The organism is Algoriphagus boseongensis, assembly GCF_004362805.1.
In the GTDB taxonomy this organism is placed as follows: domain Bacteria; phylum Bacteroidota; class Bacteroidia; order Cytophagales; family Cyclobacteriaceae; genus Algoriphagus; species Algoriphagus boseongensis.
In genome coordinates this window covers 396,288-411,638 of sequence record NZ_SNYF01000006.1, presented here as the reverse complement: position 1 = coordinate 411,638, position 15,351 = coordinate 396,288, and the positions used below count along the sequence as shown (strand labels likewise).

Sequence of the window (15,351 nt, the reverse complement as noted above, 5' to 3'; positions counted from 1 at the left end):
AAGATAAAACCGCTTATAAAAAAAGAAGTTTGACTAACTCCAATTCCACGTGAATGGAAGTTACTTTATTTCCACAAACTGATATTTATATGAGGAATAAAACACTACCCAAATTACTAAGGAGATCCTTATTTGTTTTTGGAGTGATGGGAGCCTTGCTTATGAGTGAGGATTCTTTTGCCCAGAAAAAAAAGAAAAAAGACGAAAAGGCCGCTCCTGCTGCTGCACCCGCAGCCCCAGCTCGTCCACAAAATGGCGGGAATAACAATGGTCCGAAACCTTACAAAGAGGTAATTACGGCTAAAGCCAAGACCAAAGCGGGCCTATTCAAAGTCCATGAATTAGAAGACAAATACTTCTACGAAATCCCTGATTCACTTTTTGGAAGGGATATGCTCATGGTAGTCCGAATTGCCAAAACTGCCAACGGTTTGGGTTACGGTGGTGAAAACACCAACAACCTGATGGTAAGATGGGAAAAGAACAATGATGATGTCCTTTTGAAAGTAGTTTCTGTGAACAATTTCGCAGCTGACTCCTTACCAATTTCCCTTGCTGTAAAGGCATCCAACCTAGAGCCTATCCTTCAAAAATTTTCCGTAAAATCTAGAGGAACTGATTCTACAGGAACTGTGATCGAGGCGACTGATCTATTCACCAAGGACAATCAGGCTTTGGGAATGGAGAGATCCTCCAGAACTCAATACAAAGTTTCCAGATTGGATGCTGAACGTTCTTACATCGTTCATGTCAATTCTTATCCAATCAACATCGAGGCCAGATATGTATTAACCTATGCTGCTGCTGAACCACCTTCAAACAGTGCAACAGGTTTAATCACTTTAGAAATGAATGCTTCTATGATCCTTCTTCCAAAGGAGCCAATGAAGCAGCGTTTGGCTGATAGACGAGTGGGTTGGTTTGCACGCTCTTATGTAGACTATGGAGCTGATGAGCAAAGAGCTACTTCCAGAAGATACTTGGATCGTTGGAGATTGGAAGTGAAGCCAGAAGATGTTGAAAAATTCAAAAGAGGTGAATTGGTAGAGCCAGTTAAGCCTATCGTTTATTACATCGATCCAGCCACTCCAAAGAAATGGGTGCCATATTTGAAGCAAGGGGTAGAAGATTGGCAAAAAGCATTTGAAGCTGCTGGCTTCAAGAATGCAATTATTGCTAAAGAAGCTCCAAGCCCTGAGGAAGATCCTACCTGGAGTCCAGAAGATGCCCGATATTCTGTAATCAGATATTTCGCATCAGATATCCAAAATGCATACGGACCACACGTATCTGACCCAAGATCTGGTGAAATTATCGAATCTGATATCGGATGGTATCACAACGTAATGAACTTGTTGAGAAACTGGTTCTTTATCCAGACTGCAGCTATCAACCCTGATGCAAGAAAAGTAAAGTTTGATGATGAGGTGATGGGCCGATTGATTCGTTTTGTATCTGCTCACGAAGTAGGACATACTTTAGGCTTGCCTCACAATTTCGCTTCTTCAGTAGCTTACCCAGTTGAAAAACTTCGTGATCCAGAATTCACCAAGGCAATGGGAACTGCTCCATCTATCATGGATTATGCGAGATTTAACTACATTGCCCAACCAGAAGATAAAGGTGTAAGCTTGATGCCTGACGTAGGACCTTACGATAAGTATGCGATTGCTTGGGGTTATAGACCTATCCTAGATGCCAAAACTCCAGAGGATGAACTTCCTACTTTGGACAAGTGGATCCTAGACAAAAAAGGCGATCCAGTTTACAGATATGGTCGTCAGGGAAATAATTACGACCCAACGACTCAATCTGAAGATTTGGGAGACAATGCCATGAAGGCATCTGATTATGGTATCAAGAACCTGAAGAGAATCCTTCCAAACTTGATCGAATGGACTGCTGAAGAAAACAAGCCTTTCAAAGACTATTCAGACCTATCTGAAATGTATGGTCAGGTAATTGGCCAATTTAACCGATACATGGGTCACGTAAGAACCAATGTAGGTGGTGTGATGGAAGTGTATAAGTCTGCAGGTCAAAATGAGGCAGTTTATACCCATACTTCAAAAGACATTCAAAAGTCCGCGGTTGAATTCTTAAACAAAGAGCTATTTGCTACTCCTGAGTGGATGATGGATGAGCAAATCATTTCCAGAATCGGAGATTTTGGAGCTTTGGAAAGAATCCGAGGAATTCAGGTCACTACCCTTAACGGCATTTTGGAGTGGGGAAGACTTGGAAGAGTGATCGAAAATGAAGCTTTGAATGGCAATGAAGCCTACAAAATCACTGAGCTATTCGATGACTTGAGAAAAGGAATCTGGACAGAACTTCCTTCAGGAAGAACAATCGATGTGCATAGAAGAGCTTTGCAAAGAGCCCATATCGAAAGATTGGAGACCTTGCTAACCGGTAGTGAGCCAAATCTACCAGCTCAGTTTAGAGCTTTCGCAGGTCCTCAGATCAATGCTTCTCAATCTGATATTCGTCCAATGGCCTTGGGAGAATTGAAAACCCTTCAATCTCAAATCAGAGGTGCAATTGGAAGAACTTCAGACCGTATGAGCAAACTTCACCTGGAAGAAGCGCTCACAAGAGTCAATAAAATAATCTCTGAGTATTCCGGAGAATAAATAACAGAAGGGTGCTCAATCGGGCACCCTTTTTTTATGCTTTCATTTTTTGGGTTATTTTTGAACCAATTACATCCCATGAATAGCCCTGTTCACATTCTCCAAAGTCATCAGCTTAGAATTACTGATAGCAGACTGAAAATCATCAATGAATTCTTGGAAAAGAATGTGGCTCTATCCCATTCTGATTTAGAAGAATCTCTAAAGGAAAATTTTGACCGGGTAACCATCTATCGAACCCTGAAGACCTTTTTGGAAAAGGACTTGATCCACAAAGTTCTGGATGATGGAGGAGCAACCAAGTATGCGCTTTGTGCTCATGGGGAAAGTGAGCACGATCACAGCCACGAACACGTACATTTCAAATGTGAAATTTGTGGGGAAACCACCTGTCTGGAAGACATTTTATTGCCTCAAGTGAAGTTGCCTCGAGGTTTTGAGAAAAAAGAAATGAGTCTGCTTGTCCAGGGTGTCTGCGACAAATGTCATTAAAACTCGACTGGATCAGGAGTTTTTGATTTTTTTGGCGCATCTGAGGGCCAGATTACTCCAGGAGGCAAATCGATCTTAGGAGGAGTGAAATTCTCTATTCCCCCATCCCCATCGTCATTTCGGTTATTCCCTTTCCGAAGGGAATTTTTTGTCATGGTGGCCACAAAATAAATAAGAATGACGTATGCCACACCGCACAAGAAGAGATCGATTACTAGACTATTCATGGCTAAAAATTTTGTATAAGTTAAACCAATACCCTATTTAAATCAATGGTTTAACTATTTTGTTTCTTTTTATTCTTGGATTAATGACTAGACTCAGTTTGCTAAATCCCTCGTATAGGTGGATATTTGCGGACTCAAATTCCTGATCAATGATTATCAAGACAAAAAAATACCAGTTAGAAAACGGAACCTACATTAAAATGGGACTTATCTCCATTCTAAAAGAACAATGGTGGGTAATTCTTATTGCTTTGGCGATTTGTTGTGGTTATTTCTGGATCCCTTCTATTTGGTGGATTATCGGAGCACTAATAGCCTATGGATTGTACGTCCTGTTTTGGGCTATTCAGTTTACCGGAGTGACTCAAATGGAACAAAACAAGCCGATTTTTCAGAAAATGGGCTATGAAATTGATAGCAGACAAATCTTGATGAAGCTAAATGCCAGAGAAGGTATGCCTATCCAATGGAATATGATCAAAAAGGCGGAAGTGACTAAAGATGCTTACGTACTTTATCTTTCCAAAGCGCAATTCATCCATTTGCCATTTAAGATTTTCAATTCTGATAACGACAAAAAATTCCTTGAAACTATTCTAAAGAGGAAGGAATTGATCAAATAAAAAAAGACCGTCAGAATTGAATCTGACGGTCTTTTTAATTTTTTCTTATTCCAATTACATGGAAGGAAGGATTACCGTATCGATCACGTGAACCACACCATTGGAAGCTACGATATCAGCATTGGTAACGGTAGCATTGTTGATCATCGCCTTTCCATCTTTCAAAGTCACGGTGATTTCACTTCCCTGAACGGTTTTAGCTTTTTGTCCATTTTTCAAGTCAGTTGACATGATTTTTCCTGGAACAACATGGTAAGTCAATACCTGCACCAATTTAGCCTTGTTTTCTGGCTTAAGAAGGTTTTCCACAGTACCAGCTGGAAGCTTAGCAAAAGCCTCATTAGTTGGAGCAAAAACGGTAAATGGACCATCTCCTTTTAACACATCAACCAAGTCACCTGCCTTAACTGCAGCAACCAAAGTGGAAAGGAATTCTGTAGAAACTGCAAGATCAACAATGTCTGCTTCTACTTCATGTACGGAACTTGTTTTTGGAGCGAATGAAGAAACTGCAGCAAGTACAGCCAACATCACAACTGAGAATAATTTTTTCATGGTAGTATTATTTTTTTGGTTTATAAGGGTGCAACAGGCTGTTTATCAGGATTGTTTTTATTACTTGAAAAAGAAATTTGTTGAAAAGAAAGATTTCCTGCTGAACTATGAAGAATGCAGGAGTATTCAGTCTTGGCAATTTTGAGGGATTCCTATACTTTCAAACCATGCAAATCAAAATACTAGCTATTGGTAAGACAGATCACCCAGCCATCCTAAAATTGATGGAAGAATACGGCTCTAGATTGGGACACTATATCCGATTTGAATTGGAAATAATTCCTGACATAAAAAATTCAAAATCACTTTCGGAGGCTGCACAAAAAGAAAAAGAAGGAGAATTGATTTTGAAAAAAATTCAGAATTCGGATGAACTGATCTTACTGGACGAAAAAGGAAAATCCTTTACTTCCATTGAATTCTCAGAGTATTTACAAAAGAAAATGAATTCAGGGCTGAGACAATTGATTTTTGTAATTGGAGGCCCTTATGGATTCTCAGAATCCGTGTATTCTAGAGCAAATGGAAAGTTTTCCTTGTCCAAAATGACTTTTTCCCATCAGATGATCCGCCCATTTTTTATTGAGCAGCTTTATCGGGCCATGACCATCCTCAAAAACGAACCTTATCACCACGAGTAAGCAAGTCAGGTTACCCCTGTGTTAACTTTTTCTTGATTTTTTTTGCTAATGTTACCAAATTGTTAACTTTGAAACAATTGATTAACAATAGCTTCACCTCGATGAGACGGTTTTTCTTTTTAAGTATGATTCTTCTGGGCTTTGCCTTATCGGCAAATTCGCAGGAATCTGCTTTTCAAGAAAGTGAGTTTTTCAACTCAGAGCTTGAAAAATCACTTTGGGAAAAAGGCCAGGAAGATGTATTTCAGCTTTTCCGTGCAGTTGGTTTTGAGCAGGCTGGGTCTACCAATGCATGGGAATCCCTTGTTGATGAATTGGATCAAATCGCTGCTAAAAACGACGATAAGGTCAAATTACTCCGTCAGGTTTTTCAAAAAACTCACCAAAGACTACTTAAAAAGTACGAGATCCACTCCAGTTTCAATGCCATGCTCAACGAGGGCAAATACGATTGTGTAAGTGGATCAGCAGCACTTGGTTTACTTTTGGACAGATACAATTTCCCTTTTGAAATCATTGAAACGGATTATCATGTCTTTGTAATCACAAGCCTAGACGGTAAAAAAATAATTCTAGAAAGCACCCTTCCTGTGGGGGGAATGATTTCAGCCCCTTCTGAAGTTGAAGCTTATTTGGATTCCTATAAAGTTGAAAAATTTGCCCAGCTGAAAAACCCAAGTCAAAGACTCGCCGGTCCTCAAATTGACTACAGTGACAATTCCATTTTTAGAAAAGTCAGCTTGGTCGAATTAGCCGGTCTTCAATATTACAATGACGCAATCGTTCATTTTAATTCCCAATCCTTTAGAAAGGCGGTAACCCAACTTTCAAAGGCGTATTTGCTGTACCCCTCAGATCGAATTGACGGACTCAAAGAGCTAAGTTTCGACTTAGCCTATAAGAGTTATGGGTATGATCTGAAAAAGTAAAAAAGGCCTCCCCAATATGGGGAGGCCAACTTTTTTTTAGATTAAATCACCCCGATTAACCCAAAAAAAGTAATTAAAAAATAGCCTAACCACCCGAAATCCCTTTCGGGTGCTTCGACTTATTGAAGATTTACTTTGAACTTACCATTGGTCACAGTGACAGAGGTAGAGGTGTTGTTTACTTTTCCTACGAATTCAAATGTTCCTTCCAGTCTTTTCCCATCATCGGAAGTCACTGTAATTTTACCAGAAGTACCCTGATAAGCCGTAGAGTACTGTTGCCCTACTGCGGTTCCTGCGATATAGGTCGCGGTATTCGCAATGTTGGTGAAACCTAAATCATAGGTTCCGGTACCATTATAGGTTGACAAGCGCAACAGGAATCCTTTCCCGGAATTATCAGTTCCTTGAAGGACTATGATATTGGTACCCGCTGCGGAAACCTTGGTGCCGGATATGGTGTCAAAATCCTTTGACGCTGATACGGTGCCCACGCCGCTTACGTCACCCACAAATTCTTCATTTCCACCGGAAACATCCTGCCCATCATCACTGGAGCATGCCATAAACGCAACAAAAAAGCTTAACAAAGCAGCTTTTCTTAAAATTTCAATCATTGTCTTCATCACTTGAAAAGGTTAGGTTTTAAAATTTGAACTAGTCAAAACTAGCTCATCCTGAAATCCTGCCCTATACGACAAATGCCCTATTCTGAGAATAGGGCATTTGGTAAAGAAATGATTTACAACTGTTTCTTAATGATGATGACCATCCGGTCCATGTGCATGGCCATGTTCAAGTTCCACAGGTTCTGCATCCCGGATAGCGATTACTTTCCCTTCAAAATATAAATCAAAGCCGGCTAGTGGAGGATTAAAATCCATGTGAACTCCTCGATAATCAATTTTGATAATTTCCCCTCGCATTTGATTTCCTTTATCATCCTGCATGGGAATAACTTGGCCTACCTTCAGTAAGTCCTTATTCTTTTTGCCGTCTTCTTTAAAGTTCGCCTTAGGGATGATCACTTTTTTGGCTTCGTCATAATCCCCATATCCATTTTCAAAATCAATAAAAACAGAAAAGGTCTCCCCAACTTCTTTCCCGATAATGACCTCTTCGAATTTTGGAAGAACATTTTGGTATCCTACCAAAAAATAAAATGGAGAATCATCTGCTACAGTTTCAAACAATTCTGGACCTGACTCTCCATCATCCACTTTTAGGGTATAAGAAACCGCAACAACTTTATTTTTTTCTGCTTTCATCGTATCTAAATTTTAAGGATCAAAGATCAAAGTTTTAATCTGGAAAGGAAAAATAAAAGAAATAGCTTTCTTAGAAAGAGAATTTCAAGATACCTTTAATTGATCCCCAAAATGGAATGAATGCTCCTCCAAAAGTTATCGGGTTTGTCCCAGTATATAAAGCTGAAAAGTTTATTAGTAAAACATTGGAGGCCTTAGCTGCTCAGACTTATTCCAATTTTGAGATTCTAGTTTGCGATGACAATAGTCCTGATAATTCCGCTTCAATTTGTAAAGAGTTTTGCAGCTCAGACTCTAGATTCAAATTCACCCAAAACACGGAAAATTTAGGTTGGTTTAAAACCTCTGAAATGCTTTGGATGCAGGCCGCTAACAAAAGCAAATATTGCTTTACCAATCCACATGATGATCTTCCCTACCCCAATTACATTTCCGAACTAGTCGAGCTTCTTGAGAAAAATCCCAAAGCGAGTATTGCTATCCCCGGCATGGCAAATCAACGTCCGGATGAGACAGTGGTTTCTTTCTATGAGGATGCCTCCGATATAGAAGATGTAGTAGAGCGATGTTTTAGAATAGCTAAAAAGGATAAAGACTATTGGTGGGCGGCATTTCATGGCCTGCATAGAAGCGAATTTGTGGAAAAAATTTACCCCATAGACAAGCTCAGATTTGGGGAGAGTGAATTCTCACTAGACCTTATTTCCTTTTTGAAAATGGGATTTTTTGGACCTCTTGTAACTTCGAATCAAGTGCTGTTAAAAAAGGTATATCTCGAAAAATCTGTGTCCCACAACTGGAGGCATAATTCAAAAAATAAGTCTGCTCTTTGGCTTGCAATTTTCAAAGAAATAGAAAATTCTCACCTCGATCTAAATTCAAAAATCAAGCTTCAAAAAAAGCTATCCCTACTTCTATTTTCAAGGCTTACTGGTAGATTTCAGAACTTATTTAAATAAATAAGTTAATCCTATTTGTCCCACAAAATTATTCCGGTCATATCCCGGTACAAAATATTGGTTAGGATCATTTTCCAAAAACCACTTGTAGTTAAGCGTATTGACATATTGGAACTTCCCTGCCACTAAAAGATTCCCAAATTTCCACTCGGGTGTTAGCGAAAACACCAGGTCCACATACTTATTTCTGAAATCCTTGGAGGCTTCGTATCGGTAGTAGTAAAAATCATTATTGTATTCTATTCTCTCGATTTGAATTCCAATTTTCTTCAAACCTTCAACCCATGCTGCTCCAATGAAAATCTGATTACTAGCCGGTCCGTTTCCGATTCCAAGTACCTGCCCTTCATTGGTATAGCCATGTCGAATATGATCATGGATGTACCAAGTTCGAAGCTGTCGGATATCTTCTCGTATGGTTTGTCCAGAAAGTGTCATCTCCGAACTGATTTCAATGAATCGGTTCGGATTTTTTGTTCCCAATAGATGAGCAAAACCAAAAGTAAAAGCCCTCCCACTCTCAGGAGTGGTAATGAAATCATTCAGGGTTCGATCGTTGTCTCTGGTTCCATATTCCCCATAAAATTCAAATCTTCCCTCTTGGCTCAACCAACGGAAATATCCGGAGCTAAACTGTTGCCTAGTTTCTTGAATAGGATCGTAAACAGTCTGTCCTTTTTTTCTCCCATTAAATACCGGTAGTAAATCTCCCAATGTCCTTACCTCATTTCTATACATTTGGCTAGTCGATCCATATCCTAGGAAAAGGCCAGGCACCCATTTAGGCTGATATGTGAAAATGATTCCTGATAAATAACGTTTGCCATTTTCCGGTTTTGGAATCAAAACTGGGTTTTCTTGGATAGTGTAGTCTGGCCAAGGGGGCAAAAATTCAGTACTTCTCAAAAATCCAGAGATCAACTGACCTTCTAAAGACCCAATTTTTGTCTGCACAGGCTTTCTGGTATTGAAGGTAAAATGAAGAAAACCTGGAGCATTATTTCCCAACAATAGAGAATTTCTTCTCCCAGGACCCCACCAAAGATTTTCCGAAGAAATGCCCAGAGAAAATTCATCTAAATTGAACCTGAGGCTTGATTGACCTGGGTAAAACCTATTGTAAGCTTTTTCTCCAAATCGCTCTGGCATATCGATACGATTCATGTATTCGTAATAGAATAGAATCGTTGCCTGATGTTCGATAGGAAAACCTAGGTAATCCTTATTTTGGGCTAAAAGTATTTCTGGCTGAAATTGAAAACTGAACTTCCCATATTCTGCGTAGGCACCAGGACTTATGACTTGTTGGAAACCACGATTCGGAATCATAGCTCCGTCATTCACCCCAAAAGCATATTCCGAATTGAACTGCACCTTATAGACTGCAGGCATGGTCAAGAATTTTCCCTTTCCCTCTTTTCCAAACCTCCAATAAAAGCCAGACTCATCAAAATCCACCACAGAACTGTCCAAATCAAATCCATTGGCCAATCCCATAACTTCCGTGGGATAAACAGGACGAACCATCCAGGAAGAAGTAGAATCAACTTTTCCTAGAAGTTGTAACCTTCTTAAATAATCATCCAAACCTGGGGTTCCAATTGGAATGGTTTGAGCCTGAGTTTGAAAAAATCCTAAACCTAAAACCCCAAAAAGGATCAAACGAATTATCCTTAAACTGCCCTTTCTCATTATTTATTCGTTTGGATAGCTTCAATTCTAATACTTGCGACAGACCAGGATTCATCGCAGATGGGATCGGGATTATTCACTTGCTTTAGTTCTGCACCCATAAAAACCCGGACATCTGGATTGGAATGTTCTATTAATTCAACCACCTGGTATCTCGTAGTATAGTTTGGAAATGCTCCAAAAATGCAAAGCCCTGGTAAATTGGTTTGAATAGCCCCAGTCTTCGGAACGTTCTGCCTAAAAATGGTATTTGGGTAGGATTGATAGAGACAGAATGTAGATTCACAAGGAGAATTGGAAAATGTGGTTCTAAAAATCTCATCGCCTCCATACCCCATGTACCAATAATCCGGTCCAGAAATACCGTCGTCAGGATTGCCGTCCCAACTGTCATGGATCAAAATTTCAGCGGTGATTTTTATGTAATTGTGCGCAGGAAGATCCTGAACAGTTACAGCTACTTCCTCATTATGGTAATACCCAGCAATGGTGTCATTTCTCCAAATAAACAATTTCCCATTTTCAAACCCACTCAAATCAAGTTTTGAAAAATTATTGAAATATACGGTCTGCTGATTCTCAACTGTCTCCACACAGGAAATCAAGGTTAGTACTAATCCAAAAATGACGAAGGAAGCGGTAAACTTCTGACTAATCGGTATTTTCATTGAAGGTTAAACTCAAAAATAGTTGTGGTACAAAGAAACAAAAAACAAGCTAAAACCTGACCAAGAATCTTTAGGAAAGAAGTCCCTTCCCAATCATAATCCTTATTTTTGCCAAGCAATTACCTAAACTCTATGGCAATTTTTACAGTGGTGGCAGGGGCAAGACCCAATTTCATGAAAATCGCACCCATCATTCATGCTTTCCAAAAAAAGCAAAAAGAAGGAAAAGACGTTCAATTCCGCCTGGTCCACACAGGACAGCATTACGATAAAAAAATGTCTGGGGACTTTTTTGAGCAATTAAGTATCCCGGAACCAAATGCAAATCTTGGAGGAGGAGGAGGAACCCAAGCCGAACAGACGGCTGCGATAATGGTAGCTTTCGAAAAGGAATTAATGGAAAACAGGCCTGACTTGGTGATTGTGGTAGGTGATGTGACCAGTACTTTAGCCTGTTCAATTGCTGCCAAAAAGTTGGGAATCGACGTAGCCCACGTGGAAGGTGGAATTCGATCTGGCGACTTGAGTATGCCTGAAGAAATCAACAGAATGGTGACGGACTCCATTACGGATCACTTTTTCACTACCTCTGAAATTGCGAATAATAACCTGAGAAAAGCAGGTGTGGCCGAAGAAAAAATCCATTTCGTAGGCAATACCATGATCGACACGCTCATTGCTCAAACTCCTAATTTCAAAAAGCCCGAAGGGGAAATTTTTGAAAATCTAAGCCGGGGTAATTACTTCGTGATGACCATGCATCGCCCTGCCAATGTAGATCAGGAGCAGCAATTAAAGGCAATGATTGATGCGATTTTGGAAGGAACTGGTAGTCTGCCAATCATTTTCCCTGTTCATCCAAGAACTGCAAAAAATCTTCAGGCTATAGGTATTTCAGCTCCAAACCTGCTTATGTGCGAACCTTTGGGCTATTTGGAATTCAACTATTTAGTAAAAAATGCCAAAGGCGTTATCACAGACTCAGGAGGAGTAACTGAGGAAACTTCTGTGATGAATGTGCCTTGTGTAACCCTTCGAGATAATACCGAACGAGCGGAAACCATTCACCTCGGCACAAACGAACTGGTAGGTACCGACCCCAAAAAGCTAAAGCCTTATCTGGATAAAATCATGAAAGGGGAATGGAAGCAATACCAAGGAATTCCGCTTTGGGACGGAAAAACTGCAGAACGAATCGTAGACATTCTGATTAAAAACTACGCTTAATCCATGAGTATTTCTCGTATTCAGGAATTGGTAGAAAGGCTTCAGATGAAGCCCCATCCAGAAGGAGGTTTTTATGCTGAAACTTACCGCTCTGATTCAGAGCTGGACACTGAAAACGGGAAAAGAAATCTAATCACCTCCATTTTCTTTCTTTTGAGCTCTGAAAATGTCTCTCACTTTCATCGAATCAAAAGCGATGAGCTCTGGTTTTGGCATGAAGGGAGCCCACTGTCTGTACATTTACTGGGAGAGAAAGGCCACGAAGTTTTAAAGCTAGGACCTGTTGATGGAAAAGGTACTTTACCACAGCATCTGGTAAAAGCCAACACAATTTTTGGAAGTTGTTTGGATGAACCGGAAAGCTATTCTTTGGTTTCTTGCGTGGTAGCACCGGGATTTGACTTCAGAGATTTTGAACTTTTCGCAACTGAGGATCTTCTTCGACTTTATCCTGAAGCAGAAGAAATTATTCGAAAACTGACTTAAGTAATTTGCCATAAAACAAAAAAGCCTGCTCCGAAAAGCAGGCTTTCTATTTTCATTGTGGTAAATAATTAGAAGGCAAATGATGCACCGAAGCTAACTTTCACGCCTGGAGCTAAGCTCGAGAATATCTGATCCTGTGCTCCGAAAGAACTGAACACATATTCTCTCTTGTCATTTAGCATATTTTGAACACCGAAGTTAACTCGAACTCTTTCGTCAGCACCAAATGATTTGTTCACATTCAGGTTCAAAGCGTGGAAAGGAACAGAGTACGTATCTGTACGGTTACCAAAGCCAACATAATTCAATGTAGCGCCCTGAACGTTGTAGAATATACCTGCTTCCCAGCCGTTGCTGAAGTTATTGTAAGCAAAACCGGTATTGATCAAATAAGGCGCCTGACCAGCCATATCTCTGGTAGTTCCAATTTCCTGACCTTCTCTAGCTGTCAATTGTCTAGATCTCAATTCTGATTCAGACATTCTGATCTTAGAATTGGTCACCGTCACATTGGTTGTCCAAAGGATGTTTTCCAACGCAGGAGTGATGAACTTCAATGACTTTCTGAATTCAACTTCCACACCTGCAACGGAACCGTTACCTACGTTTCTTGGCTGGAATGATCCTGGGTCAGCAAGGAACTGAACAATTTCAATAGGCTTATCGAAAGTCTTATAGAAAGCACTCAAAGAGATCATTTCAGATCTGTTCTGGAATACTTCCCATCTTAGGTCATAGTTATTGATTCTAGTAGAAGTCAAATTTCCGTCCCAAAGTACTTCTTGACCGCCATTGGTAGTCTCTCTGTACATACCTCCGATAAAGGTTCTACCTGTGATTGGATCAAGGATTTCAGCATAAGAAAGCTCTTTGAAAGAAGGACGAGCGATTGTTCTGCTGGCAGAGAATCTCAAGTTCTGATTTTCTTTCACGCTGTAAACCAAATTCAAGGTTGGGAAGAAATCTAGGTCATCCAACATTTCTACCAAATCATATTCGATAGTTCCTGTCTGGTTTGTTCCAGTATAGAACTGATTGAACTGCTCTACTCTCAATCCGATGATGGCCTTCAAGTTTTTCAAAGGATTAGACTCGAAAGAGGTATATCCTGCGAAATTGGTTACATAACCCTGGTATTGGTTAGGGTTGATCGGAATAAAGTCTGGATTGTATCTTACTCCATTTCTATTGTCAGCAGAGAACAAATTCTCTTCGTTCAAAATGGAATTTGGATTTCCGTCTAGTTCAGTATTTCCTGTTGGGAACTGGAAGCTTTGAATTTCGAAATCACGGAATTTAAAGGTATAAGCACCACCGAATTTCAACTTGGCGTCCTGACCAAAGGCATTCAAATTTCTAGTCAAGTCAACTTTACCGTTCACGTTGTATTCCTCCAAAAATCTCCAAATACGAGTTGGAAGACCTACTTCTGTAGAAATCGTGTTGTTAGGAAGTCTGAATCTGGTGAATCTCACGTCTGGATCTTCGATTACCGAACGAGTAGGAGCTAATCTCCAATTCACTTCCCAATCCTTACCATTGAAATAATGTGTACCTGCCAACAAAATGCTAGTTAAAGATCTTTGGCTATATTCTAGATTGTACTGCTTCGCTTCGAAGTTTGCACCCAAGTTGGTGTTTACAAAGTCAAAAGTACCTGCCTTAGACTCACCATTCTGTAAGTGAATAAAATTCAACTTGTATTTAGAGGCGTTAGTCTTCAAGGCAATTCCTGCCAATCCACCCAACAATACATTGTTTACACCGTAGTTACCTCTTTGTCTTTCCAAAGGATCCAATTCGAATTCTGTGTTTTCGATTGGCTTGGCAAATAGGTTGTATTCTGCATTCTGATAAAACTCAGTTTCATTCTTGTAAGTCAAGGCAGCATTATAGCCCCAAGTTACCTTTGGTCTTGCGATTTGATTTCCGAAAGAAAGTCCAAATCCAAAATCCATAGGAGAAGTAGCAGTACTTGCTCCCAATGTCTTATTAAATCCTCTCAAAATAGACTGGTACTCCTGACCTTTTGGACCGTTTGGATTACCAACTACTTCGCCATATTGAGGAATGTCTGTTCTTCCTCCTGTAGGAATTGCTCTAGTTCCATCGTCAAATCCTAAGAAATCAGTCTTTCCACCTTCATAAGTAAGGTAGTTGGAATTGAAGTGCATGGAAGGGTTTACTCCTCCGGAAACACTTACTCTGAAAGATTTTTCTTCAGGAAAATCTTTGGTTTCAATATCTACTACACCACCTGTAAAATCTGCAGGAAGCTCAGCAGTAAAAGATTTTGCTACAACAATGTTGTCAATCACATTGGTAGGGAAAATATCCATCTGGATGGTATTTCTATCTGGATCTAAACCTGGGACATCCATGCCGTTTAAAACGGTTTTGGTATATCGGTCACCTAATCCTCGTACATACACGTATTTACCGCCTTCTACAGAAACACCTGTTACCCGCTTTACAGCAGAAGCAGCATCTCCATCACCAATTTGTCTGAAGGTGCTTGCAGTAATTCCGTCCAAAACATTTGGAGCATTTCTTTTTGCAGACATTAAAGCAGATTCAGTTGTTCGGATTGCAGTTGCAGCCACGGTTACTGTTTCTAGTTCAGAAGCCTCTTCTTTCATCAAAATATCCTCAATCACTGCCACTTTTCCATTTTCTACAACCACGCCTGTTAGCTCAACTGTAGAATAGGAGATGTAAGAGATCTGAAGGGTGTAAGTTCCTGGATTTACTTGGATTTCGAATTTTCCATCGAAATCAGTTACGGCTCCAGTAGCGGTTTCTTTTACCAATACAGAAACACCAAAAAGAGGCTCGCCAGTAGCTTCTTCAAAGATGGTACCTCTGATAGTTCCAGTTTGCGCAAAAGAAAAACCTGTGATCAGTTGAAATAGAACTACAAAGCTGAAAGCTAAGGATCTAAATTTCAT

Annotated in this window: 15 protein-coding genes; 8 read left to right on the top strand and 7 right to left on the bottom strand. The window is 40.0% G+C overall.

Annotated features, from left to right (window positions below; genetic code table 11):
- Positions 1 to 89 precede the first annotated feature (89 nt).
- Positions 90 to 2,636 (top strand): zinc-dependent metalloprotease, encoded by a 2,547-nt coding sequence (locus DFQ04_RS09355; protein ID WP_133555109.1) that lies wholly within the window; start codon positions 90 to 92, stop codon positions 2,634 to 2,636.
- A 78-nt stretch (positions 2,637 to 2,714) separates the two neighbouring features.
- Positions 2,715 to 3,128 (top strand): Fur family transcriptional regulator, encoded by a 414-nt coding sequence (locus DFQ04_RS09350; protein WP_133555107.1) that lies wholly within the window; start codon positions 2,715 to 2,717, stop codon positions 3,126 to 3,128.
- Here DFQ04_RS09350 and DFQ04_RS09345 read toward each other — a convergent pair.
- Positions 3,125 to 3,355: a hypothetical protein gene (locus DFQ04_RS09345; RefSeq protein WP_133555105.1), complete on the bottom strand. Its 231-nt coding sequence runs from the start codon at positions 3,353 to 3,355 to the stop codon at positions 3,125 to 3,127. The genes DFQ04_RS09350 and DFQ04_RS09345 overlap by 4 nt on opposite strands.
- A gap of 149 nt (positions 3,356 to 3,504) precedes the next feature.
- Here DFQ04_RS09345 and DFQ04_RS09340 point away from each other — a divergent pair, with 149 nt between their 5' ends.
- Positions 3,505 to 3,978 (top strand): YcxB family protein, encoded by a 474-nt coding sequence (locus DFQ04_RS09340; RefSeq protein WP_133555103.1) that lies wholly within the window; start codon positions 3,505 to 3,507, stop codon positions 3,976 to 3,978.
- A 54-nt stretch (positions 3,979 to 4,032) separates the two neighbouring features.
- Here the strand turns inward: DFQ04_RS09340 and DFQ04_RS09335 are convergent, their stop codons facing one another.
- Positions 4,033 to 4,533, bottom strand: coding sequence for a fasciclin domain-containing protein (locus tag DFQ04_RS09335; RefSeq protein ID WP_133555101.1), 501 nt, complete (start codon positions 4,531 to 4,533; stop codon positions 4,033 to 4,035).
- Between the two features lie 167 nt (positions 4,534 to 4,700).
- On the opposite strand from DFQ04_RS09335, the gene rlmH reads away from it, so the two are divergent.
- Positions 4,701 to 5,174: a 23S rRNA (pseudouridine(1915)-N(3))-methyltransferase RlmH gene (gene rlmH, locus DFQ04_RS09330; RefSeq protein ID WP_133555099.1), complete on the top strand. Its 474-nt coding sequence runs from the start codon at positions 4,701 to 4,703 to the stop codon at positions 5,172 to 5,174.
- 68 nt (positions 5,175 to 5,242) lie between these two features.
- Positions 5,243 to 6,103, top strand: a complete 861-nt coding sequence (locus DFQ04_RS09325; protein WP_133555097.1) for a hypothetical protein — start codon at positions 5,243 to 5,245, stop codon at positions 6,101 to 6,103.
- 119 nt (positions 6,104 to 6,222) lie between these two features.
- On the opposite strand, the gene DFQ04_RS09320 is transcribed toward DFQ04_RS09325, so the two are convergent.
- Together DFQ04_RS09320 and DFQ04_RS09315 are read right to left on the bottom strand one after the other, a co-directional pair.
- A complete protein-coding gene (locus DFQ04_RS09320; protein ID WP_133555095.1) occupies positions 6,223 to 6,729 on the bottom strand; it encodes a DUF6252 family protein in 507 nt (168 codons plus the stop codon).
- A 129-nt stretch (positions 6,730 to 6,858) separates the two neighbouring features.
- Positions 6,859 to 7,371, bottom strand: coding sequence for an FKBP-type peptidyl-prolyl cis-trans isomerase (locus tag DFQ04_RS09315; protein WP_133555093.1), 513 nt, complete (start codon positions 7,369 to 7,371; stop codon positions 6,859 to 6,861).
- A gap of 116 nt (positions 7,372 to 7,487) precedes the next feature.
- On the opposite strand from DFQ04_RS09315, the gene DFQ04_RS09310 reads away from it, so the two are divergent.
- Positions 7,488 to 8,330, top strand: coding sequence for a glycosyltransferase family 2 protein (locus tag DFQ04_RS09310; RefSeq protein WP_133555091.1), 843 nt, complete (start codon positions 7,488 to 7,490; stop codon positions 8,328 to 8,330).
- On the opposite strand, the gene DFQ04_RS09305 is transcribed toward DFQ04_RS09310, so the two are convergent.
- Both DFQ04_RS09305 and DFQ04_RS09300 read right to left on the bottom strand, forming a co-directional pair.
- A complete protein-coding gene (locus DFQ04_RS09305) occupies positions 8,319 to 10,022 on the bottom strand; it encodes a capsule assembly Wzi family protein (RefSeq protein ID WP_133555089.1) in 1,704 nt (567 codons plus the stop codon). The two genes, DFQ04_RS09310 and DFQ04_RS09305, sit on opposite strands and share 12 nt — an antisense overlap.
- Positions 10,022 to 10,690, bottom strand: a complete 669-nt coding sequence (locus DFQ04_RS09300) for a hypothetical protein (protein WP_133555087.1) — start codon at positions 10,688 to 10,690, stop codon at positions 10,022 to 10,024. The genes DFQ04_RS09305 and DFQ04_RS09300 overlap by 1 nt, the downstream gene beginning before the upstream one ends.
- A gap of 132 nt (positions 10,691 to 10,822) precedes the next feature.
- Here DFQ04_RS09300 and wecB point away from each other — a divergent pair, with 132 nt between their 5' ends.
- Both wecB and DFQ04_RS09290 read left to right on the top strand, forming a co-directional pair.
- Positions 10,823 to 11,917, top strand: coding sequence for a non-hydrolyzing UDP-N-acetylglucosamine 2-epimerase (wecB, locus tag DFQ04_RS09295; protein ID WP_133555085.1), 1,095 nt, complete (start codon positions 10,823 to 10,825; stop codon positions 11,915 to 11,917).
- Between the two features lie 3 nt (positions 11,918 to 11,920).
- A complete protein-coding gene (locus tag DFQ04_RS09290; RefSeq protein WP_133555084.1) occupies positions 11,921 to 12,403 on the top strand; it encodes a cupin domain-containing protein in 483 nt (160 codons plus the stop codon).
- A 68-nt stretch (positions 12,404 to 12,471) separates the two neighbouring features.
- On the opposite strand, the gene DFQ04_RS09285 is transcribed toward DFQ04_RS09290, so the two are convergent.
- A complete protein-coding gene (locus DFQ04_RS09285; protein WP_133555082.1) occupies positions 12,472 to 15,351 on the bottom strand; it encodes a TonB-dependent receptor in 2,880 nt (959 codons plus the stop codon).

Coding starts and splice junctions, on each gene's coding strand:
- DFQ04_RS09355 (WP_133555109.1), top strand. CDS start 90: ATGAGGAATAAAACACTACCCAAATTACTAAGGAGATCCTTATTTGTT.
- DFQ04_RS09350 (WP_133555107.1), top strand. CDS start 2,715: ATGAATAGCCCTGTTCACATTCTCCAAAGTCATCAGCTTAGAATTACT.
- DFQ04_RS09345 (WP_133555105.1), bottom strand. CDS start 3,355: ATGAATAGTCTAGTAATCGATCTCTTCTTGTGCGGTGTGGCATACGTC.
- DFQ04_RS09340 (WP_133555103.1), top strand. CDS start 3,505: ATGATTATCAAGACAAAAAAATACCAGTTAGAAAACGGAACCTACATT.
- DFQ04_RS09335 (WP_133555101.1), bottom strand. CDS start 4,533: ATGAAAAAATTATTCTCAGTTGTGATGTTGGCTGTACTTGCTGCAGTT.
- rlmH (WP_133555099.1), top strand. CDS start 4,701: ATGCAAATCAAAATACTAGCTATTGGTAAGACAGATCACCCAGCCATC.
- DFQ04_RS09320 (WP_133555095.1), bottom strand. CDS start 6,729: ATGAAGACAATGATTGAAATTTTAAGAAAAGCTGCTTTGTTAAGCTTT.
- DFQ04_RS09315 (WP_133555093.1), bottom strand. CDS start 7,371: ATGAAAGCAGAAAAAAATAAAGTTGTTGCGGTTTCTTATACCCTAAAA.
- DFQ04_RS09310 (WP_133555091.1), top strand. CDS start 7,488: ATGAATGCTCCTCCAAAAGTTATCGGGTTTGTCCCAGTATATAAAGCT.
- DFQ04_RS09305 (WP_133555089.1), bottom strand. CDS start 10,022: ATGAGAAAGGGCAGTTTAAGGATAATTCGTTTGATCCTTTTTGGGGTT.
- DFQ04_RS09300 (WP_133555087.1), bottom strand. CDS start 10,690: ATGAAAATACCGATTAGTCAGAAGTTTACCGCTTCCTTCGTCATTTTT.
- wecB (WP_133555085.1), top strand. CDS start 10,823: ATGGCAATTTTTACAGTGGTGGCAGGGGCAAGACCCAATTTCATGAAA.
- DFQ04_RS09290 (WP_133555084.1), top strand. CDS start 11,921: ATGAGTATTTCTCGTATTCAGGAATTGGTAGAAAGGCTTCAGATGAAG.
- DFQ04_RS09285 (WP_133555082.1), bottom strand. CDS start 15,351: ATGAAATTTAGATCCTTAGCTTTCAGCTTTGTAGTTCTATTTCAACTG.